Source organism: Brevibacillus sp. NRS-1366 (assembly GCF_050467985.1).
The window spans coordinates 104,229-122,308 of sequence record NZ_JBITPN010000019.1 but is presented as its reverse complement, the minus strand read 5'-3'; the positions used below and the strand labels follow the sequence as shown (position 1 = coordinate 122,308).

Genomic DNA, 18,080 nt, shown 5'->3' with positions numbered 1-18,080 from the left:
GGAGGTTTTCAATGTCAGCGTTGCAAAAACCGAAGTCCATTTTTCCGAAAATGCAGGGGCATCGCCTGCAACTGGATTATGGATCGGTTTTAAGCGAAAGGGATAAAACTGAAGTGTCCGGTAGGCAATGGAGGGAAGAACGGCCAATATGGAAGTACAACAAATGAAGGAATACGATCTGGAAGACTTTATTCGGGAAATGACTGCGCTCGTTGACCGGGCGGAAAGCGACTCGGAACGCGTCACGTACGCCGAACGACGAAGGATATGCCCGCCATTTGCTATACAGCGATCCCCAAGGACGATTTGAAATCATTGCCTTGGTTTGGAAGCCCGGTCAGCGAACTCCCCTTCATGACCATGATAATACTTGGGGAGTCGAAGGCGTGGCGTTAGAGCAAATAAAGGTAACCAACTTTATGAGAGTCGATCATCACTCCGGGGAAGTAGCCAGACTCCGTGAAAACGGCACTTTGCTCGTAAACGAGCAGTGTACGGAACAGCTCCTGCCTCCGGCAGATTGCTATATTATGGAAACTATTGGCAATCAAAACGCGATCACCATCCACGTTTATGGAAAACAACTGCGGCAGTATCTTATATTCGAACCTTCGGAAGAACCGGGTGTTTATTTCGCTCGTGTACACCGGGTTGGTTTTGTTTCTTGAATCAGGCTGCCGCACCGCAGCTTGAGCTTGTTGAGAAAGTGGTCAATTGAGGTCATAGATGTTACGGAGGGGTGGGGTAACCACTTCCGGTCGCTGTTGTCTGCAGGAAATTTGGATTGGAAGCCGCTTAACAGCTGCAGACAAAGGCGAACGCTATTGCTCCTTCAGTGGATACCCCACCTTCGTATGTATATCTATTCTTTCAACAAAGAAAAAACGAGTGATGATGAAGTCTACTCCCACGGCGAAATGGTTCGTGGCCTCTTCCACACTCGTTGTGAAACACCACAAAGGCATTCAGCGAATCTCTATTGATTGAGACACACAAGTGCAGCAATTTGCAAGACTTATTGACTACATCCAAACCGGAAATTTACCAACGTTTACCAGCTTCCGCAATGGTTGAAATGAGTTCAATTTTAAAACAATGTATTAGATTAGAAAGATGAATTTTTTGATTATTATAACAAAAATAACAAGTCTTGTGTGGCATCAAAATAGAATTGTATCAAAATTCGAACAGTTATTTATTCGTCTCCGTCCTCATAACCGCTTCATTTTGCCTTAATCCGATTGGCATGACAATTGCTACTTTGTAAGTTGTAACACTTACTACAGTTGAACCAAATATAAGGAGGAGAAAGATGGGAAAACGTATTCCATGGGATTTTGACAAGAACAAGGCGGTGCTGCTGGTCGTCGACATGCAAAATGATTTTGTAAACGAGGGGGCTATTATGGAAGTACCGATGGCGCGGCAATATCTTCCCAACATGAAGAAGTTGTTGGAGGCGAGCCGCAAACACGGTATCCCCGTCATTTTTACGACGCATGTACTTTACAATCATTTCGAAGTTTCACCTTTGGAAGTAGCTTATAATCCCAGGCTGGAAAATGCGGGGATGCGTCAAGGGACGGCCGGCGTTGAAGTGGTCGATGGTTTGAAACCGCTCGCAAATGAAACGGTTATCCAAAAGCATCGGTATGATGCCTTTCATAACACACAATTGGAAACGATTATCCGAAACATTCGGGGGCTGGGCGTGGCCGATACGGTGATCATTACCGGGACCGTTACCAATGTATGCTGCGAGACGAGCGCCCGAAGCGCGTTTATGCGCGATTTCAAAGTTGTGTTTGTCAGTGACGCGAACGGCGGGTTCGATGAGATGTCCCATCAGGCAACGTTGACCATCATCGATAAAGTATTTGGCCGGGTGATGAATACGGAAGAGCTGCTGCAAGAAATCGAAAGGAGTTGAACGTCAATGGAGAACAACTTACTGGCAAAAGACCGCAACTAGTGCGGGTGGAATTTAAGGACGAAATCCGGAACCGGAGGAGCGAGCCGGCCGCGTCCGTTCTCCGAACGCCTTTCCGCATCCATCGTGGAGCAGCTATCAACGAGGTGGACATAAAATGAAATCCGGAAAAGAGATGAGATTCCCCAGTGGTCATACCCCGTCAAGTAGACAACGATAAAAGGCTCTATGCCGCGACTGCTTTCCTGTACTCTACAGGGGAGCGGTCGTTTCATTTTTTCTGGTACCTATTGTGGTTGTACTCGGCAATATAGAACGCTTAGGCCCGAGTGTAGAGAGCGATTGTTACAGGAGCTCCCTTACTCAAGGGCCTTTTGTTGTTCCATGGGATGCACTCTTTACTCGCATGTTGAACGTGTGATTTTGTTACGTAGGCGGGGGCAACAGGGGAATCGGATGCCATTCTTTCGCGCGCAAAAAGGCACTGAGCTCACCGAATTTGGCGATTCGTTCTTCACGCGTAAACGAGGCGTTGGCACCGCTTGTAGAGGGGATGACAAACAAGTAGCTGCCAGGCCAATCTGCAGTCCCAAATGCCAGCTGCGGTTGGAGGCCGAGAGAAATAGCAGCTTTCTTTTGCCCCGTGGCATGGCGAAAGGCGGTAATGCCATTAAAACAGATGACGCGAGGACGATAGGTCTGAATCATTTGGACAAATTGTTCGGCACCTGCCGCATAATCTTCTTCTCGCAGGTCAGTAGACGAGCGGGTAGGGCGTGACACCAAATCGGTAATGCCATAGTCATAATCCAACAGCTTGGCCGTTTCTTCGGGCAAAAGTCGTCGAGGTGTCAGACCTCCCTCATACAAGCCGCGCCAAAAGAGGTTGGCTGGGTTGGCATAATGGTACCCGGCTGTAGCAGAGACGCGTCCCGGGTTAATTCCGCAAAATAAAACCGCCAGATCGCGGCGGATGTAGGTAGGCAGCCATTTATCCGTAAAGTCAACCATTGCGAATTCCTCCCTTTCACCACATTGTAGCACATCAGTGAGCGCTTTCAGAAACTCGCAAAAAAAGCTGCCGATTAGGGCAGCTCATGACTCTTACAGATGAGGATATAGCACGATTTGTTCAGGATGATTCACCGTGAACTGTTCCATTTCGTTACGAACGTATGTCTTTGTTTCAAACGGAATAACTTCATGCTCTTCTTTGCCCCACAACCAGCGTGACAATGATACGAACATCATTTTTAAATCCCTCACTTAGTGGAAATGTTTTACATGAACATCATACTCCTGTTTTGTAAGTTTGTGGTTGGTAAAGTGTGAAGAAGACGTGAAGAAACGGTGGATAGAACGTGAACAAAAAGGAAGCGATTTCAGAAAAAGGTTAAAAAGACGGGAAGATCAGGCTGTAGTAGAGGAGAGGAAACCGGAGAAAACGCTCCAGCTTCTTGGGACTCCTGCTGAGGAGCTAGTACTGTCCGCCTCCATTCCAAAAACAAAACCGCGTCCAAAGTAGCCGCTTCAGGAAGTATCTCAGAGGTGGACGCTAAGGGCGTGTTTCGTTTTTTCCATTCCGGCTCGGTTGGCGCCCCAAAGAGCTTCGTTATTTTCTCCGATTTCCTCTCACGAGCGTTGGTAATTTTCCCCGGGTACTTTTGCGGGTTCCTATGCTAAAAAAAAAGCGCCCCCTTTTTAAAAGGGAGCGCCAGGATACAAAGGACAAAAGGACACACTACAGCTTGTAAATCTCGGTGTATTTTTTCTCCAGGTAATTCATCAAGTAGGTAGCGTTTGTGCCTTCACCGGTGATGGCGGAAACGAGTTCTCGTGGGCTCTTCATTTTACCGTATTGATGAATTTTGTCTTTCAGCCATTGACGGATAGGGCCAAACTCTCCGTTTGCCACCAAATCCTCGTAACCGCTGATTTCTTGCTCCATTACGTGGGCAAACTGGGCAGCATATACGTTACCGAGCGAGTAGGTAGGGAAGTAGCCAAAGCTTCCGCCAGACCAATGGACATCTTGCAAGACTCCCAGTGTATCGGTAGGAGGTTCTACGCCGAGATATTCTTTCATTTTTTCATTCCAGATAGTAGGGAGATCAGCAACCTCCATTGTGCGGTTGATCAAGCCCTTTTCAATTTCGTAGCGAATCATGACATGCAGATTGTAGGTTAGTTCATCCGCTTCGGTACGAATAAAAGAAGGAGTTACCTTATTAATCGCACGGTAGAAATCTTCTACGCTGACACCCTCGAATTGGGCTGGGAATGCTTTTTGCAAGTCACTGAAAAAGTGCTTCCAGAAAGGCAGGCTGCGTCCGACCATGTTTTCCCAGTAACGGGATTGCGACTCGTGAATACCCATGGATGTGCCGTCACACAATGTCGTGAAGAGCAGGGCCGGGTTAATGTTTTGTTCGTACATGGCGTGTCCGGCTTCATGTATGCAGCTGAACAGCGCTGAGTTGAAATCGTTTTCAGCAAAACGGGTCGTGATACGTACATCGCCCGGGTTAAAGGTTGTGCAGAAAGGATGAACGCTGCGATCCATGCGACCGGCAGTAAAATCGTAACCGATACGTTCAAGGATAAAGCGGCTGAATGCGTCTTGTTCCGGAATGGGGAAGTGTTTGGTCAAAAACGAAGTGTCCGGCTTATTTGGGGAATCCGCAATTGCTGCAACCAGTTCGACGGTTTTTTCACGAAGGGTAGCGAAAATGGGATCTAGCTGATCAACCGTCATGCCCGGCTCATACAGGTCCAACAAGATGTTGTACTTGTTTTTGCCATCATGTCCCCAATACTCGATGAATTCGAGCTGGAAATTGACGATTTTCTCCAAATAAGGCTGGAAGAGTGAGAAATCGTTTTTCTCGCGCGCTTCTTCCCAGACAGTCTCAGCATTAGAAGTAAGCACGACAAATTCTTGATAACGATCTGCTGGAATTTGCTTGTTACGGTCGAATTCCTTTCTGCACTCCAGGACAGTATGCCGCGTGATTTCATCGAGAGCTTCGAGAGCAGAAGGTTCGCCAAGTGTTTCCAGGAAATCTTCCATTTCTTTGGAGGTTGCCAGTTTAAACTGCTCTGTCGCCAAAGTACCGATAATTTCGGAACGAGCTTCCATTCCTTTGCGCGGAGCTTGGGTTGCTTTGTCCCAATGCAGTACAGCAAGCGCTTGGTTGTAGCTGGTCATTTTTTTCACATAGTCGCGAAATGCGATGGCACGTGTTTCGAGGTTTGTCGTCATAAGGTCCCTCCTATATCATTTTGAGTTATGTAGGTGCGAAATACAGTCAAAAAATTTTTACTACTAATCATTATAACTGTTTGTACAAAAATTACTAGGTGGATGCAGCATGCCTTTGTCTTGTATAATCGTAAAAGTAAAGAATGTGGCTACTTAATCGAAAGTGACAGGAGAATGAAGATGAGTCAAACCAATCCCCAATGGGAAAATGAGATAGCAAAAAGACGTACCTTTGCGATCATCTCCCACCCGGACGCAGGTAAAACAACGATGACGGAAAAGCTGCTATACTACGGCGGAGCGATCCGTGAAGCAGGGATGGTCAAAGGGCGCAAAAATTCCAAACACGCAACCTCCGACTGGATGGAGATCGAAAAAAAGCGCGGAATCTCCGTTACGTCCAGTGCGATGGATTTTGAATACAATGGGCATCACATCAATATCTTGGATACGCCCGGTCACCAGGACTTTAGTGAGGACACATACCGTACCCTTACTGCTGCGGACGCTGCCGTGATGATTATTGACGTGGCCAAAGGGGTAGAGGCACAAACGATCAAGCTGTTCAAAGTTTGTCGGATGCGCGGTATCCCGATCTTTACTTTTGTAAACAAGCTAGACCGCCACGGAAAAGACCCATTTGAGCTGCTGGAAGAGATCGAGCGTGTACTGGGGATCCGTTCCTATCCGATGAACTGGCCAATCGGGATGGGCAGTTATTTTAGCGGAGTATACGATCGGATGAAGTCCCGTGTGGAGCTGTACCAGAATGGTTCTCAGCATGAAGATATCTCATTCTTCCCTGTAGAGGGAGCAGAAGATCCGTTGATCGGAGAGCGGGTCGGGAAAGACCTCTGGCAACAGCTACAAGACGAGGTTTCCCTTTTGGATGTGGCGGGGGATGAATATGATCCTGAGCTGATCAACAAAGGGCAATTGACCCCGGTATTTTTCGGTAGTGCGATTAACAATTTTGGCGTGCAGACGTTCCTGGACAACTTTTTGCAAATGGCTCCGCCACCTTCTGCTAAGAAAAGCAATGCAGGCTTGATTGATCCGTATTCCAATGCGTTTTCTGGCTTCATTTTCAAAATCCAGGCCAACATGAATCCGGCTCACCGCGATCGCATCGCCTTTTTGCGTATTTGCTCCGGTAAATTCGAGCGCGGAATGGCAGTTAAGCATGTACGTCTGGGAAAAGACATCAAATTGGCGCAGCCGGTACAATTTATGGCGCAAGACAGGGAAATCGTTGAGGAGTCTTTCGCAGGGGATGTCATCGGCTTGTTCGACCCGGGCATTTTTCAAATCGGGGATACCCTCTGTGTAGGGCAAGCGTTCGAGTACGAAGAAATGCCGCACTTCTCGCCGGAGTTTTTCTCCAAAGTGATGGTAAAAGACGCTATGAAGCATAAACAGTTCCAAAAAGGAATCATGCAATTGACCGAGGAAGGCACGGTTCAGCTTTTCCGCACGCATCCGATGGAAGAATTGATCCTCGGTGTGGTCGGCGTGCTCCAGTTTGAAGTGTTGGAATACCGGCTGAAAGCGGAGTACGGCGTAGATATCATGCTGACGCGGATGCCGTACCAGATCGCTCGCTGGCTTGAAGGCGAAAAAGCGGCTCTGGATGTTCTTAAGAACAAGACAGTAACCGACCGCTACGGACGCCCGGTCATGCTGTTTGAGAGCGAGTATCAGCTACGTGTAGCGGTGGATAAGTACTCTGATGTTACATTCCACGAGAGTTCACTTGGGTTAAAAGCAGTAATTTCTTAATTGAATCCTACAGAGGGTCTCACATACTTGTGAGGCTCTTTTTTGTACAGATAAGAATTTATAACCATTCTGATCCAGTATAAGTGCAACTACGGCTCTGCTGTCGCCTAAAGGCTCGGCATCGCCGAGTTTTCTAATAGGACAGGAATTTGACTCGGTGGTAGGGCTCTATCCCATCCTACCTAAGATTGAAACAATTTTTCCCATTTTTCGTGCGTTTGACTATTTTTTGCATGGTATAATTTGGATATCAATTCCTTTTCAAAAAAGAGGAGGCTAACATGCTTGCGATAAGAAATGTCATTGAGCAAGACTACTCCAAAATGATTGCTGTAGTAAACGACTGGTGGAATGGGCGGCAAATGTCTGAGATGCTACCCAAACTATTTTTTATCCACTTTCAGCCTAGTAGCTTTGTTGTTGAAGAAGGGGGAGAAATAGTCGGCTTTCTCATCGGCTTTATATCCCAAACCAACCCTGAGGAAGCGTATATCCATTTTGTCGGTGTCCATCCTGACAAGCGAAAAGACGGGATTGGTCACGAGATGTATCATCTGTTTTTTAACGAGGTCAAAAAAAGAGGGTGTCAAACAGTCCGCTGCATTACATCCCCGGTGAATACGGCATCCATCAAATTCCACACCAAAATGGGCTTTCAAATCGAAGAAGGAGATAAGGTCGTTGACGGAATTTCTGTCAACTCTGACTATGACGGTAAAGGAAACGACCGTGTTCTCTTCGTAAAATCGATTTAACCCTATCAAAGGAAAGGAAGGAGAGCATGTTATGGAAATGCACAACTTTCTAGGCGGGGTGAAGTAGGATATGAAAAGCATCTATTTGCTGCTGGCGATTGCTGGTGCAGTCTTACCGTATAGTCATTTCGTACCTTTTCTGCAAGCGAACGGATTAAATCTGGCGTTATTTACATCTCAACTGTTCGTAAACGATATTTCCTCGTTTTTTGCAACGGATTTTCTCATTTGCTGTGTCGTGTTTTTCTTGTTTCTTTACCAGGAGACGAAAAAGCGTAACATCAAATATGCGTGGCTATACGTTGTGGCAACTTTAACAATTGGTCTATCCTTTTCTCTCCCTCTGTTTCTTTATTTCAGACAAAAGACCATAGAAAGATCCCAAGCATTTTAAAAAGGGTCCAGCAAAAAAACGCGGCAAATTCCGCGTTTTTTTCATTCATGCTATCGATACATATCATCCATCCGGTTGGTATATGAGGTTTCATCTTCTGCAAGCCGAGCTAAAAATTGATCGCAAACAGCTTGAGCTTCTCAGGATCACTCCCTAGTTGAACGATTCCTTCCAATTGCAATCCGAGCCTTTCCAGAAGCTTGGATGAAGCGTGATTATCCTCTGTGGTGATGGCAACGATGCGTCTTAGGCTGATCGTTTCTTTCCCGTACGAAAGAACCGCAGAGGCCGCCTCATATGCATAACCTTTTCCCCGATAATTAGGGAGAAAGGCATAGCCAATATCGACATCCTCTAGTGTCTCTCTCTTTACCAATCCACAAATACCGATAGGAACATTTCCACCCTTCAATTCGGTGAGGAAAAACCCAAAGCCGAGCCGATTATACATATCAATGGAAACATTCAAAATATAGTTACGAGCGTCTTCTTCCGTTCGTACACCCCGATCTCCGATGAATTGCAGCCATGAGGGATCATTCAATAACGTAAGGATAAATGGTGCGTCATCAACAGTCTGCCAACGAAGAATTAGTCTATCCGTTTCCAAAACGTTCATAGTCTTGGCACCAACCTTTCATCAATTACGATTCGATTCCTTTTTCCGAAATCTTCGCAAAGCTTTTCCTATCCTACTTGGACGACTCCCTTCATATACTGGGACAAAGACTGGGGGTTAGGGAGAGGAAGGGAATGAGTTGAGAGTTCTCCTGTTTGTTGTACTGTTTCTAGTTGCATTTGATATGCACGCCCAAACACCATTACTCGCCCCGTATTTAAATATACTGGGCGTGTCTGCAGCCATGATTGGATTTGTTCTGGGAGGGTACGCCGTCAGTAATTTGACGGGAAATCTGATAGCAGGTCCCTTTTTAGATCGTTATCCTAAAAAATGGTTCATTGCTGGCGGACTGATCCTCGCCGGATTCATGCTGATGGGCCAAGGGCTTGTTCAAAATACAGGGGGGTTTTTTGCTTTTCGGCTCATGCTGGGGTTTCTCATGGCATTTGTATCTCCAGCGTGCTCAGCAATGCTCGGGGAGACAGGCAAAACCGCGGTTGAGCAAGGCGAAATTATGGGGAAAAAAGGGCTTGTTCTTACAACAGCCGGGATTGTATCACCTGCGGTAGGAAGCTTTTTTGCTGTCCAATTCGGGTATGGTCAGTCCTTTGTGATTTTGGGCTACATCATGCTAGCGGCTGGAGTATTCGCATGGATGGTGCTTCCTGTCAAAGTAGAGGGAGGGAGTACGTCCACTGCGGGGATGCAGATAGCAGGGAAACACAGTCTGCAAGTCGTCCTGGAAAACCGATTACTCTATCCAGCCTTTTTGGGTGGATTTGCCATTATCTACGCCCAGGGAACAATCATTTACGAGGTTCCTTTATTGATTCAAAAGCAGGGATTATCTCCAGCAGTGACAGGTATATTGTTCAGTTTAAAAGGGCTGGGGGCACTGGCTATTCTTAGTCAGTTTTGGCTTTATCGTGTTCCTGTCGAGACGAGATCATTTGCAGGTCTTGGGGTGCTGAGCTTTCTCTTGTATGTCCTTGCGATCGGCTGGGCCGTCCCTATTCAAGTCATGATGTTCTTACTTGGCGCCTGTTTTGGAATGCTGTTCCCTGCGTTTGCGACCATTTTGACTGTTCACTCACCGCGGGAGCTGTACGGAAGCGTATTTAGCATCTATTCTGCGGTTCTGTCTATAGGGGCGGTGCTCAGCCCGATTGTGGCCGGACTGCTCGGTAACTGGCATCATTCCTACTTTATCGCCTTTTTCGTGACGGCAGGAGTGTGCCTGGTGGGTGGGCTGCACAGGCTTTTATTGAGTGGCGTCCCTAGATAACGAGCCAAAACTATCGGGAGAGGGCCTTCGGACGAGATTGCTGAGAAGGCCTTTTTGTTGTGTCTGTCTGGGTTAACACATTTCCATGTTATAATTATGAAACTTGTATAAAAATGCAAATTCAGTCAGGAGTGTGATGAAATGCTGGCACCCGTATTTCCCACTATAATAGAACAACAAAGGGAAAGCGATCAGGAATTTGCCAATGCGATACGACCTTAAGAGCGCAAGAGAGTTGGCCACTCGGGTGTGTCTTGCAGCTAGTGCGAGCAAAGCGGTAGCACACTCGCTAGCCGAAGCAACTGTCGCTGCGGAATGTTCAGGTGGGGAGTATGTGACTCCTTCCCCGTATATAAACACAAAAAAGGCAACCAAATTGTTGCCTTTTTTGTGTTGTGAGTGACAAAAATTCTAATACCCGTAATGACCATGTGCAGCTATACCACGCGATAGCAGTCTCTTGATCTTTCTTTCTATGTGCCATTCACGACTAGCGAGAAAAGCCTACAACGCTTTATTTTTATCAGAGATAGAGGACCTTCTCGCTTTTACGTGCTTCAGCTCTGCCACGATGATAAAGCTGACGATGACGAGTAAAAACCACGAGCTGATTTTACTGAGATGGACCAGCTCCCACCCGGACTTTTGATTGGGGTAATACCAGGCACCGAAAAAGGTAGCAATATTTTCGGCAATCCAGATGAAAAAACCGATCAAAAAATAGGCGAGAGGAAGTGGCATGAAAAAGCGCTCATGCGTGACACGAAAATAAACCCGCGTACGCCAAAATACGATAAAGATAGCAGCCATCAGCACCCAGCGCACATCACCTATAAAATGGTGGGTAAAAAAGTTGAGGTAGATGGCACCTCCAAGTGTCACGGCAAACAACGGATTGGGCCAGCCGGACAAGGTAACGTCCAATCGGCGCCATGCTTGGCATAAATAGCTGGCGACACTGGCGTACATGAATCCGCTGTACAGAGGCACACCAAAAACCTTACTGAGTGCATCCTCCGGGTACCCCCACGAACCCATATGTACCTTGAATAGTTCCAGTGCCAATCCAATCAAGTGAAAGACCGAGATCACTTTCAGCTCATCGGCCGTCTCCAGGCCGCTTTTTACCATGTAAATTTGAAACAACAAGCAGAGCACCAGAAGCAGGTCATACCGTGCCAGACCAGGAATCGTAATGAATTTGGACAATGCGAGTGAAGCGAATATGAAGACCGGAAAGAGACAGGACATGGCCTCTTGATAACCAAAATGGAGCAAGAGGCGAATCAAACGAATCACTCTTCGATATCTTCGGCAGGAGTTGGTCCTTTTGCTACTGGCAAGTCATAAGAGCTCCAATCGCTCCAGCTTCCTGCATAAAGCTTCACATCTGTCCGGCCGGCTGCGTGCAGAGCAAGCAGATTTGTGCAGGCTGTCACACCAGAACCGCAGTACACGATAATCTCTTGATCGGCAAAGTCAGCGATACGCTCCTGCAGTTTTTCTACAGGAAGCATGGTCATATCTGCAGCCAGATTCTCCTTGTAAAAGAAATGGCGAGCTCCTGGAATGTGGCCAGCTTTTGAATCTAGTGGCTCCACTTCTCCGCGATAGCGTTCTCCTGCGCGTGAATCCAGCAGTACCGTTTGTTCGTCTCGTTCACGTACTCCTTGAATGTCCACGAGCATTTCCGAGCGCACGTGCGGGACAAATGTACGAGCCTGTGGTGTCGGTATTTCTGCTGTAACCTCATAGCCGGCCTGCTTCCAAGCTGCATACCCGCCATCTAGTACGGCTGTTTGATCATGGCCGAGGTAACGCAAGAGCCACCAGAGACGACCAGCCATAGCCATTTCTTGATCGTCGTATGTGATAACCGTCGTTTGCTGATCAATACCCGCCTGTGAAAAAAGGGCAGCTGCTGCATCTGGATCAGGAAGTGGATGACGCCCGCCATGCTCTCCTTTGGGACCAGAGAGATCTCGATTAAGATCAAAGTAGCGTGCGCCTGGAATATGGTCGGCTCGATAATCTTGTGCTCCAGCGTCTGAATTGCTGAGCGCAAAACGGCAATCGACGATGACTACATTTTCATCGTGCATATGATCCTTTAGCCATTGAGGGGTAACCAGTGCTTGCATGTATCTCCCTACTTTCCCTTTTTTCCCTCCATCATAGCAGATGGTCTATGAATCGGGTACAATAATTGTGGTAAGGAATGGGGAAGGAGAAATAAGATGAAACGGATCATTCGTTTTTTTCTGGAGGGCCTGCTCTATGTGATCCCGCTTGCAGTCACGATCTACATCCTGTACACCATTTTCAAGACGGTAGACAGCTGGTTGAATCTCCCGATACCCGGTGTAGGGTTTCTCCTGACGATTTTGGGTATTACGGTCATTGGTTTTCTTGCATCCAACGTACTGACACGCGGCGTGCTGACACTTGTGTCCAAAGTGTTTGAAAAGGTGCCCTTTATCAAATTGATTTATTCGTCGATCAAAGATTTGATCGGTGCTTTTGTTGGGGATAAGAAAAGCTTTGACAAACCTGTCCTCGTCACGCTTTTTAAAGATGGCAACGCAAAGGTAATCGGATTTATCACCAAAGAAAGCCTGGACGCATATGGACTCTCAGACCATGTCGCTGTGTACATTCCCCAATCCTATAATTTTGCTGGGAATTTACTGTTGTTTCCAAGTGATCAAGTACAAGTGCTCGACGTGGAAAGTGCCGAGGTGATGGCCTTTCTCATTTCAGGGGGAGTATCTGGGAAAAAAGCGGAACAGAAAAGCAATGGCAGCTAATGCAAAAACCCAGCACCGCAAAGGTACTGGGTTTTGTTTAACGTGTAAGAAGGTTTAATTGCTTCACCGTATGAAAGCAATCCTGCTTAAACTTTATGGAACGCATAAAAACCTTCCACTAAAACGCGGTCGCTCATCCTTGAACAAGCCTCGATAGAGGTTTTTTTATACAAGGAACATCATTAACTGCTAAAAAATCCACTGTGACTGGAATGCCTTCTGCGATACTGGTGATGACCGTATGTTTTATGGCCGAGCTTCCAAAGTGGGCCGCGGTGTCTGTAATCGCTGCTGCTGTATCGTCGGTAACCGTGCCTGCCGCTTTTCCAGAAAAAGCGAGCTCCTTTTTTTAGGAGGGCTACCACAATCACAATGGCAATAATCATCAAGACCAAACCGATACCCAAGATGGTAAGTATAACTGACATCCACATCGCTCCCTGATAAAAGGTCTACCATGTAGTACGGATATCCGTGACTGAAGTTTCGAAAATCGAAATTGTCAGCCCTCGGCATTCAGGTATTTTTCATAGGGTGTATAATCGATTTGTTTCGTCTTCAGATGGGCGATCAACCATTTGTGATCACGCTTTGGGGTAGCTACGATATAGCCCTTGACGATGAGATCGGTCGTAATCGAGGTCGCTTTTTCCTCGAGGGCGATTTGGCCGATTTTAGCGGCAATCGAACGTCTGGCTACATCACGGAACAACTGGGGAACGGGATCTACGAGTTCATTTAAGAGAGCCATGCCTTCATCCGTCCAGAGCCCGCGAGTCTGGTCAATATAATGATCTTGCCAATCCAGATCCGATTTTCCATCCTTTTTCGGCATCGATTTTAAAAACTTGCGAAACATGAAATAGCCGCCAATGCCCATCAGGCCGACCAGGATAAAAGTCCAGCTAACGATAAACAGGGAAAACCCCGTGGACATTTCAGACATATCCATACACCTCATTTATAATAACGTTTTCATCAAAATCCTAGATAATCAAAGTGTACCGTATTTTGCCTCTGGCAACAAACTTTTTGTGCTTTTGCCTATCCTTGGGGTTTTCTCTTCCCAAGAACACGTACAATTTAGTATGATTAGAATTAATCTTTATAGGGAGTTGACGCACATGTTCAAGCTTGGACAACGCGTCGTCATCGTTGCCGACTCCTTTGAGCAAGGTTTGCCACTCGGTGAGTACGGTTATTTAATCGCACGTGACCGTAATCCGGACAGCGCGTTTGCGTGGGTAATTCGCATCCCCAAAATAGATAAGCAGTTTCCTGTTGTAGAAGAGGACATCGACCTTGAGGAACGGCTGCTGGAGGAGGAAGCGGCGCGTGTGTCACACGAGGCTTTGCTCGACTATGCTCTGGCAACGCGCAACGAGGCACTGTTCCGACAACTGATGGGTATGCAGGATGTCGAAGAGACGAATGACGAACCCGCGAAGGAATCAATGGAGGATTTTATTCGTAAAGTAAACATGAAAGCCTGGATTTGAGGCACGAGCTTGTCCGGTACCTTGAAACTATTGTAAAGGAAATGAAAGTGAGGCTGTTTCATGTCTGATTTTGTGACGTTTACCAATGAATTTGGTCATTCCATCGAAATGTCCCGAGAGGATTACCAGAAAAAGGTGATTCCCCACAATCTGGATATGTATTGGGATGAGAAGGAAAAACTTCGCGATTTCGCGATGGAGTTGGTGAAGGATCAATTTCATGAGCAAGCTGCCGTTGCTGCGGACAGGCTTCTTGAATTGTATGGTCCGATTGAGTCTGCGCTTATTTTCCGTGCAGTTGTTCATATGCAAGCAAAAGAATTTGACCGTGCCAAATCGATCTTGACTGATTGTTTGGAAAGATTCCCGTCGTCAGGCACAGCCTGCACGAATTTAGCTAAGATCTATGCGTTTGAGGGAGAAGAGGCAAAAGCGTTTGAAACGCTGAATACGGGATTACATAAAGATCCTAATCAAGAAAATGGACTCAACATGTACGTGGAGAGCTTTTTGCAGAGTGGCAAAAAGGAAGAGCTCCGCGAGCAGCTGGAGGCTCTCTCTGGAAAAGAAGGGGCGTGGCGTCCACAGCTCCATTTGGCGCGCCTCGCATTGACGGAGGAAAATCTGCTCAAAGCCATGCATTGGTACACGATCGCGATTGACGGGGCAAAAGACCGCTTTGAAGTGGTGATGACAGTAACCGGTGAACTGGGACAAGCTGGTTACGTCTATCAGTTAATCCAGATTTGTGAAAAGTATTGGACACCTGAATTTCCCTTCCCTTATGCGGGTTTCAACTACGCGAACGCACTACTAGCTACGGATCAAAAAGAAAAAGCCATCGCCATTTTGCGTCATATGCAGGAGCATTTGCCCGATAACTACAAGCCGATGGTCGATCACTTTCTCGCACGCGTACCAGGCGCCGAGGAAGTCGAGGCAGCGGCAGAGCAACGGGTCGCTGCCAGTCAATCTGCTGATCCCGCAAACAAAAAGAGCTGGTGGAAGTTCTGGAAGTAATATAGAAGAGTCCTGCGCCCGGCCATCGTGTCCGGGCATTTTTACGTCAAACACGCAAACGGTACTATCCGCCCCGGGCAGCGAGATAGTACCGTTTGTGTACATCATCTATTTAAACTGGCTGGTGAGCCGCCGTTCCAAAAACGCGACGCCTTGGTACATCAGGGTAGCGACGACTGCAATGATGGCGAGACTCATCATGACCAGGGTAAAATTAAAGACCTGGAAGCCGTATATGATCAAATATCCTAGACCTTGCTGGGATACCAAAAACTCCCCTACGATGACGCCAACCCAAGAGAGGCCCACATTTACTTTCAATGTGGCGAGTATCGTCGGAATCGTAGCAGGCAAAATCACCATGGAAAAGATTTGCCGCTTGTTTCCGCCTAGCGTCTGAACGACTTTGACGTAATTTTGATTGACTTCTTTAAAGCTGGTATAGATGTTAATCGTGGTGATGATGATGGAAATGGCGCATCCCATGGCGATAACAGAAAGTAGGCCGGGTCCAAAGCTGACAATAAACACGGGACCGAGTGCTACTTTTGGCATGCTGTTTGCGATAACTAAATAGGGCTCAAGTACACGAGAGAGAAACGGGGACCACCAGATAATAGCGGCAATTAAGGTCCCGAGAAGCGTTCCCAGCAAGAAGCCGACAATGGTCTCCCAGACAGTCATACCAATATGCGGGAGGAGGCTACCATCCAGTAACTGCGCCCAGAACTGCGTCCAAACTTTTGAGGGGTAACTAAAGATAAGCGTGTTAATCGTATTCGTACGGGCTAATAGCTCCCACAGTCCGAGAAACAAGAGGAACAAAATGCCCTGGGTGGCCAGTACCCACAACCGTGTTTTGTTGGCCTCTTTCAAATAACGGCGATGGACGGATTCAATTTCCTTTGACTGCATCAGATACTACCTCCATCTCTTTCCACACGCGATGGAACAGGTCTTGGAAGCCTTCCTGATTCCGTGCTTCAAATGGCAGGGCATCTCGAATGGCAGGGGGGACGATCATTTCGCTGTTGATCCGACCTGGATTGCGTGACAGGATGTAGATCCGATCTCCCATCGCAATGGATTCGGATAAGTCATGAGTGACGAGAACAGCCGTTTTTTTGTGGCGGCGCAAGGTGGAGAAAATCAAGTCTTCCAGTTTTAGCTTGGTCTGATAATCCAGAGCGGAAAAAGGTTCATCGAGTAGCAGTACATCGGGCTGACAGGCAAGAGTTCGGACGAGAGCCACTCGCTGCCTCATACCGCCTGATAGCTGCATGGGAGAGGATTTGCGCACATCGGCTAGCTCCATCTCATCAAGGAGGTGGAGGGCATATTCCTCTGTTTCCTTGCTGCGGATGCCTTGAATATCAAGACCGAGAAAGACGTTATCCTCGATCGTTCGCCAGTTGAACAAGTAATCTTGCTGGAGCATGTAACCTACTTGGCGGGACGCTCCAGAGACGACATGGCCATCAATCATCACTTTGCCAGCGGTAGGCTGCTCCAATCCAGCTATCAGGGAGAGCAGGGTCGTCTTTCCGCAACCACTGGGACCAACCAAACAGATGAACTCGCCTTCCTCAACGCGCAGGTTAATGTCGCTGACCGCCATGAATGCCCTGGTCGTGGATAAGTAAAGATGGGTCACGTGGCGAAGTTCGATCTTGGCCGGCGTAGAAGGAATCTGGTTCATGGTAGTCTATTTCCCTTCCTTGGCTTTTTTGGCGAAGGTAGTATTGACCAGTTTGGAGTAATCCGCGCGTTGTTTCAGTTCTCCTGCTTTGTCCATGATCTCCTGCAGTTGATTCCATTCCGCTTCGTCCAGTATCGGATCGGTTGCATAGGAGCCTTGTTCCAGGTAGCGCTTTACGGCACTCTCAAGAATTTCAGGCTTGATTTGTTCAAAGTACTTGCTGATGACTTCAGCCGTTTCCTTTGGACTGTGGCTGGCAACCCACTGTTGCCCTTTGTAGATTGCATTGGTAAACTTTTGGATAGCTGCCGAATTGCTGTCCAGGTAGCTTTGTTTTGTCATGAACACCGTATATGGGACGGTACCGCTCTCTTTACCGAAAGAGGCGACGACATGACCAATGCCTTCTTGTTCAAAGCGTGATGCTTCCGGCTCAAACAATTGCACGTATTCTCCTGTTCCCGATGCGAAAGAAGCGGCAATGTTCTTGAACTCGATATTTTGAATGAGCGTAAGATCGCTTTGCGGGTTGATGTTGTGTTGTTTAAGTACGTACTCACCGACCATTTGCGGCATTCCGCCTTTTCGTTGACCGAGGAAAACACTGCCCTTCACTTGATCAAAGGAAAAGTTGTCTTCTTTTTTCCGTGCGACGAGGAAGGTTCCGTCAGTTTGTGTGAGCTGGGCAAAATTGATTACGGGGTCCGCTGCTCCCTGCTGTGCAACGTAAATACTGGTTTCGGACCCGACTAAGGCGACTTCAATCCCGCCAGATAAGAGGGCAGACATTACCTTGTCGCCACCAGGAATAGTAGAAAGCTCGACATCGAGACCCTCTTCTTTAAAAAATCCCTTTTCCAGTGCCACGTACTGCGGTGCGTAAAACAGGGAACGGGTGACTTCTCCCATTCTTATTTTTTCAGGGGTGCTGGAGCATCCGGTCAAGATAGCCATCAGAGCGAGACCGGTGGCTAGCCCCAGCGAAAAAAGTCGTTTCATATTCAGTGTCCCTCCTTCATGACTGTTGT

The 18,080-nt window shown here is 47.3% G+C and carries 22 protein-coding genes; 11 read left to right on the top strand and 11 right to left on the bottom strand.

Annotated features, from left to right (window positions below; genetic code table 11):
- Nucleotides 1–11 precede the first annotated feature (11 nt).
- The 4 genes from ACIFQN_RS12950 to ACIFQN_RS12935 all read left to right on the top strand — a co-directional run bounded on the left by ACIFQN_RS12950 (nucleotide 12) and on the right by ACIFQN_RS12935 (nucleotide 1,930).
- Nucleotides 12–167, top strand: a complete 156-nt coding sequence (locus ACIFQN_RS12950) for a hypothetical protein (RefSeq protein ID WP_429833448.1) — start codon at nucleotides 12–14, stop codon at nucleotides 165–167.
- Nucleotides 149–310 (top strand): hypothetical protein, encoded by a 162-nt coding sequence (locus ACIFQN_RS12945; RefSeq protein ID WP_429833579.1) that lies wholly within the window; start codon nucleotides 149–151, stop codon nucleotides 308–310. Before ACIFQN_RS12950 ends, ACIFQN_RS12945 begins: the two co-directional genes overlap by 19 nt.
- The gene (locus tag ACIFQN_RS12940) at nucleotides 279–668 is read left to right on the top strand and encodes a cysteine dioxygenase (RefSeq protein ID WP_429833573.1); all 390 of its coding nucleotides are present in this window, start codon (nucleotides 279–281) and stop codon (nucleotides 666–668) included. Before ACIFQN_RS12945 ends, ACIFQN_RS12940 begins: the two co-directional genes overlap by 32 nt.
- A gap of 644 nt (nucleotides 669–1,312) precedes the next feature.
- Nucleotides 1,313–1,930 carry an isochorismatase family protein gene (locus ACIFQN_RS12935; RefSeq protein ID WP_429833447.1) on the top strand — a complete coding sequence of 206 codons (618 nt, stop codon included), beginning with the start codon at nucleotides 1,313–1,315 and terminating at the stop codon, nucleotides 1,928–1,930.
- 426 nt (nucleotides 1,931–2,356) lie between these two features.
- Here ACIFQN_RS12935 and ACIFQN_RS12930 read toward each other — a convergent pair whose 3' ends face one another.
- From ACIFQN_RS12930 to ACIFQN_RS12920, 3 genes are all read right to left on the bottom strand, one after another.
- The gene (locus ACIFQN_RS12930) at nucleotides 2,357–2,941 is read right to left on the bottom strand and encodes a mismatch-specific DNA-glycosylase (protein ID WP_429833446.1); all 585 of its coding nucleotides are present in this window, start codon (nucleotides 2,939–2,941) and stop codon (nucleotides 2,357–2,359) included.
- Nucleotides 2,942–3,034: 93 nt separating this feature from the next.
- A complete protein-coding gene (locus ACIFQN_RS12925) occupies nucleotides 3,035–3,181 on the bottom strand; it encodes a hypothetical protein (protein WP_429833445.1) in 147 nt (48 codons plus the stop codon).
- Between the two features lie 490 nt (nucleotides 3,182–3,671).
- A complete protein-coding gene (locus ACIFQN_RS12920) occupies nucleotides 3,672–5,192 on the bottom strand; it encodes a carboxypeptidase M32 (protein WP_429833444.1) in 1,521 nt (506 codons plus the stop codon).
- A 180-nt stretch (nucleotides 5,193–5,372) separates the two neighbouring features.
- Between ACIFQN_RS12920 and ACIFQN_RS12915 the strand changes: the two genes are divergently transcribed.
- The 3 genes from ACIFQN_RS12915 to ACIFQN_RS12905 all read left to right on the top strand — a co-directional run bounded on the left by ACIFQN_RS12915 (nucleotide 5,373) and on the right by ACIFQN_RS12905 (nucleotide 8,120).
- Entirely contained in the window at nucleotides 5,373–6,971 is a 1,599-nt protein-coding gene (locus ACIFQN_RS12915) for a peptide chain release factor 3 (protein ID WP_429833443.1), read from the top strand.
- 281 nt (nucleotides 6,972–7,252) lie between these two features.
- Nucleotides 7,253–7,726 (top strand): N-acetyltransferase family protein, encoded by a 474-nt coding sequence (locus tag ACIFQN_RS12910; protein ID WP_429833442.1) that lies wholly within the window; start codon nucleotides 7,253–7,255, stop codon nucleotides 7,724–7,726.
- A 70-nt stretch (nucleotides 7,727–7,796) separates the two neighbouring features.
- Nucleotides 7,797–8,120, top strand: a complete 324-nt coding sequence (locus ACIFQN_RS12905) for a DUF2834 domain-containing protein (protein WP_429833441.1) — start codon at nucleotides 7,797–7,799, stop codon at nucleotides 8,118–8,120.
- 109 nt (nucleotides 8,121–8,229) lie between these two features.
- On the opposite strand, the gene ACIFQN_RS12900 is transcribed toward ACIFQN_RS12905, so the two are convergent.
- On the bottom strand, nucleotides 8,230–8,739 hold the full coding sequence (locus ACIFQN_RS12900; RefSeq protein ID WP_429833440.1) for a GNAT family N-acetyltransferase: 510 nt from the start codon (nucleotides 8,737–8,739) through the stop codon (nucleotides 8,230–8,232).
- 139 nt (nucleotides 8,740–8,878) lie between these two features.
- On the opposite strand from ACIFQN_RS12900, the gene ACIFQN_RS12895 reads away from it, so the two are divergent.
- A complete protein-coding gene (locus ACIFQN_RS12895; RefSeq protein WP_429833439.1) occupies nucleotides 8,879–10,027 on the top strand; it encodes an MFS transporter in 1,149 nt (382 codons plus the stop codon).
- A 504-nt stretch (nucleotides 10,028–10,531) separates the two neighbouring features.
- On the opposite strand, the gene ACIFQN_RS12890 is transcribed toward ACIFQN_RS12895, so the two are convergent.
- Both ACIFQN_RS12890 and ACIFQN_RS12885 read right to left on the bottom strand, forming a co-directional pair.
- Entirely contained in the window at nucleotides 10,532–11,326 is a 795-nt protein-coding gene (locus ACIFQN_RS12890) for a DUF817 domain-containing protein (protein WP_429833438.1), read from the bottom strand.
- Nucleotides 11,323–12,168 carry a sulfurtransferase gene (locus tag ACIFQN_RS12885; protein WP_429833437.1) on the bottom strand — a complete coding sequence of 282 codons (846 nt, stop codon included), beginning with the start codon at nucleotides 12,166–12,168 and terminating at the stop codon, nucleotides 11,323–11,325. Before ACIFQN_RS12885 ends, ACIFQN_RS12890 begins: the two co-directional genes overlap by 4 nt.
- A 96-nt stretch (nucleotides 12,169–12,264) precedes the next feature.
- Here ACIFQN_RS12885 and ACIFQN_RS12880 point away from each other — a divergent pair, with 96 nt between their 5' ends.
- Nucleotides 12,265–12,834 (top strand): DUF502 domain-containing protein, encoded by a 570-nt coding sequence (locus ACIFQN_RS12880; RefSeq protein ID WP_429833436.1) that lies wholly within the window; start codon nucleotides 12,265–12,267, stop codon nucleotides 12,832–12,834.
- A gap of 182 nt (nucleotides 12,835–13,016) precedes the next feature.
- Here the strand turns inward: ACIFQN_RS12880 and ACIFQN_RS12875 are convergent, their stop codons facing one another.
- Together ACIFQN_RS12875 and ACIFQN_RS12870 are read right to left on the bottom strand one after the other, a co-directional pair.
- Nucleotides 13,017–13,262, bottom strand: a complete 246-nt coding sequence (locus tag ACIFQN_RS12875; RefSeq protein WP_429833435.1) for a hypothetical protein — start codon at nucleotides 13,260–13,262, stop codon at nucleotides 13,017–13,019.
- 74 nt (nucleotides 13,263–13,336) lie between these two features.
- A complete protein-coding gene (locus ACIFQN_RS12870) occupies nucleotides 13,337–13,780 on the bottom strand; it encodes a DUF2621 domain-containing protein (protein ID WP_429833434.1) in 444 nt (147 codons plus the stop codon).
- Nucleotides 13,781–13,958: 178 nt separating this feature from the next.
- Between ACIFQN_RS12870 and ACIFQN_RS12865 the strand changes: the two genes are divergently transcribed.
- Nucleotides 13,959–14,333, top strand: a complete 375-nt coding sequence (locus ACIFQN_RS12865) for an ATPase (protein ID WP_429833433.1) — start codon at nucleotides 13,959–13,961, stop codon at nucleotides 14,331–14,333.
- A gap of 60 nt (nucleotides 14,334–14,393) precedes the next feature.
- Nucleotides 14,394–15,353, top strand: coding sequence for a tetratricopeptide repeat protein (locus ACIFQN_RS12860; protein WP_429833432.1), 960 nt, complete (start codon nucleotides 14,394–14,396; stop codon nucleotides 15,351–15,353).
- 108 nt (nucleotides 15,354–15,461) lie between these two features.
- On the opposite strand, the gene ACIFQN_RS12855 is transcribed toward ACIFQN_RS12860, so the two are convergent.
- Genes ACIFQN_RS12855 through ACIFQN_RS12845 form a run of 3 tightly spaced genes read right to left on the bottom strand, consistent with a single transcriptional unit; the run spans nucleotide 15,462 to nucleotide 18,051 of the window.
- Nucleotides 15,462–16,268, bottom strand: a complete 807-nt coding sequence (locus tag ACIFQN_RS12855; protein ID WP_429833431.1) for an ABC transporter permease — start codon at nucleotides 16,266–16,268, stop codon at nucleotides 15,462–15,464.
- Entirely contained in the window at nucleotides 16,249–17,052 is an 804-nt protein-coding gene (locus ACIFQN_RS12850; protein WP_429833430.1) for an ABC transporter ATP-binding protein, read from the bottom strand. Before ACIFQN_RS12850 ends, ACIFQN_RS12855 begins: the two co-directional genes overlap by 20 nt.
- A 6-nt stretch (nucleotides 17,053–17,058) precedes the next feature.
- Entirely contained in the window at nucleotides 17,059–18,051 is a 993-nt protein-coding gene (locus ACIFQN_RS12845; protein WP_429833429.1) for an ABC transporter substrate-binding protein, read from the bottom strand.
- Nucleotides 18,052–18,080: the final 29 nt, after the last annotated feature.

Coding starts and splice junctions, on each gene's coding strand:
- ACIFQN_RS12950 (WP_429833448.1), top strand. CDS start 12: ATGTCAGCGTTGCAAAAACCGAAGTCCATTTTTCCGAAAATGCAGGGG.
- ACIFQN_RS12945 (WP_429833579.1), top strand. CDS start 149: ATGGAAGTACAACAAATGAAGGAATACGATCTGGAAGACTTTATTCGG.
- ACIFQN_RS12935 (WP_429833447.1), top strand. CDS start 1,313: ATGGGAAAACGTATTCCATGGGATTTTGACAAGAACAAGGCGGTGCTG.
- ACIFQN_RS12930 (WP_429833446.1), bottom strand. CDS start 2,941: ATGGTTGACTTTACGGATAAATGGCTGCCTACCTACATCCGCCGCGAT.
- ACIFQN_RS12925 (WP_429833445.1), bottom strand. CDS start 3,181: ATGATGTTCGTATCATTGTCACGCTGGTTGTGGGGCAAAGAAGAGCAT.
- ACIFQN_RS12920 (WP_429833444.1), bottom strand. CDS start 5,192: ATGACGACAAACCTCGAAACACGTGCCATCGCATTTCGCGACTATGTG.
- ACIFQN_RS12915 (WP_429833443.1), top strand. CDS start 5,373: ATGAGTCAAACCAATCCCCAATGGGAAAATGAGATAGCAAAAAGACGT.
- ACIFQN_RS12910 (WP_429833442.1), top strand. CDS start 7,253: ATGCTTGCGATAAGAAATGTCATTGAGCAAGACTACTCCAAAATGATT.
- ACIFQN_RS12905 (WP_429833441.1), top strand. CDS start 7,797: ATGAAAAGCATCTATTTGCTGCTGGCGATTGCTGGTGCAGTCTTACCG.
- ACIFQN_RS12900 (WP_429833440.1), bottom strand. CDS start 8,739: ATGAACGTTTTGGAAACGGATAGACTAATTCTTCGTTGGCAGACTGTT.
- ACIFQN_RS12885 (WP_429833437.1), bottom strand. CDS start 12,168: ATGCAAGCACTGGTTACCCCTCAATGGCTAAAGGATCATATGCACGAT.
- ACIFQN_RS12880 (WP_429833436.1), top strand. CDS start 12,265: ATGAAACGGATCATTCGTTTTTTTCTGGAGGGCCTGCTCTATGTGATC.
- ACIFQN_RS12875 (WP_429833435.1), bottom strand. CDS start 13,262: ATGTCAGTTATACTTACCATCTTGGGTATCGGTTTGGTCTTGATGATT.
- ACIFQN_RS12870 (WP_429833434.1), bottom strand. CDS start 13,780: ATGTCTGAAATGTCCACGGGGTTTTCCCTGTTTATCGTTAGCTGGACT.
- ACIFQN_RS12865 (WP_429833433.1), top strand. CDS start 13,959: ATGTTCAAGCTTGGACAACGCGTCGTCATCGTTGCCGACTCCTTTGAG.
- ACIFQN_RS12860 (WP_429833432.1), top strand. CDS start 14,394: ATGTCTGATTTTGTGACGTTTACCAATGAATTTGGTCATTCCATCGAA.
- ACIFQN_RS12855 (WP_429833431.1), bottom strand. CDS start 16,268: ATGCAGTCAAAGGAAATTGAATCCGTCCATCGCCGTTATTTGAAAGAG.
- ACIFQN_RS12850 (WP_429833430.1), bottom strand. CDS start 17,052: ATGAACCAGATTCCTTCTACGCCGGCCAAGATCGAACTTCGCCACGTG.
- ACIFQN_RS12845 (WP_429833429.1), bottom strand. CDS start 18,051: ATGAAACGACTTTTTTCGCTGGGGCTAGCCACCGGTCTCGCTCTGATG.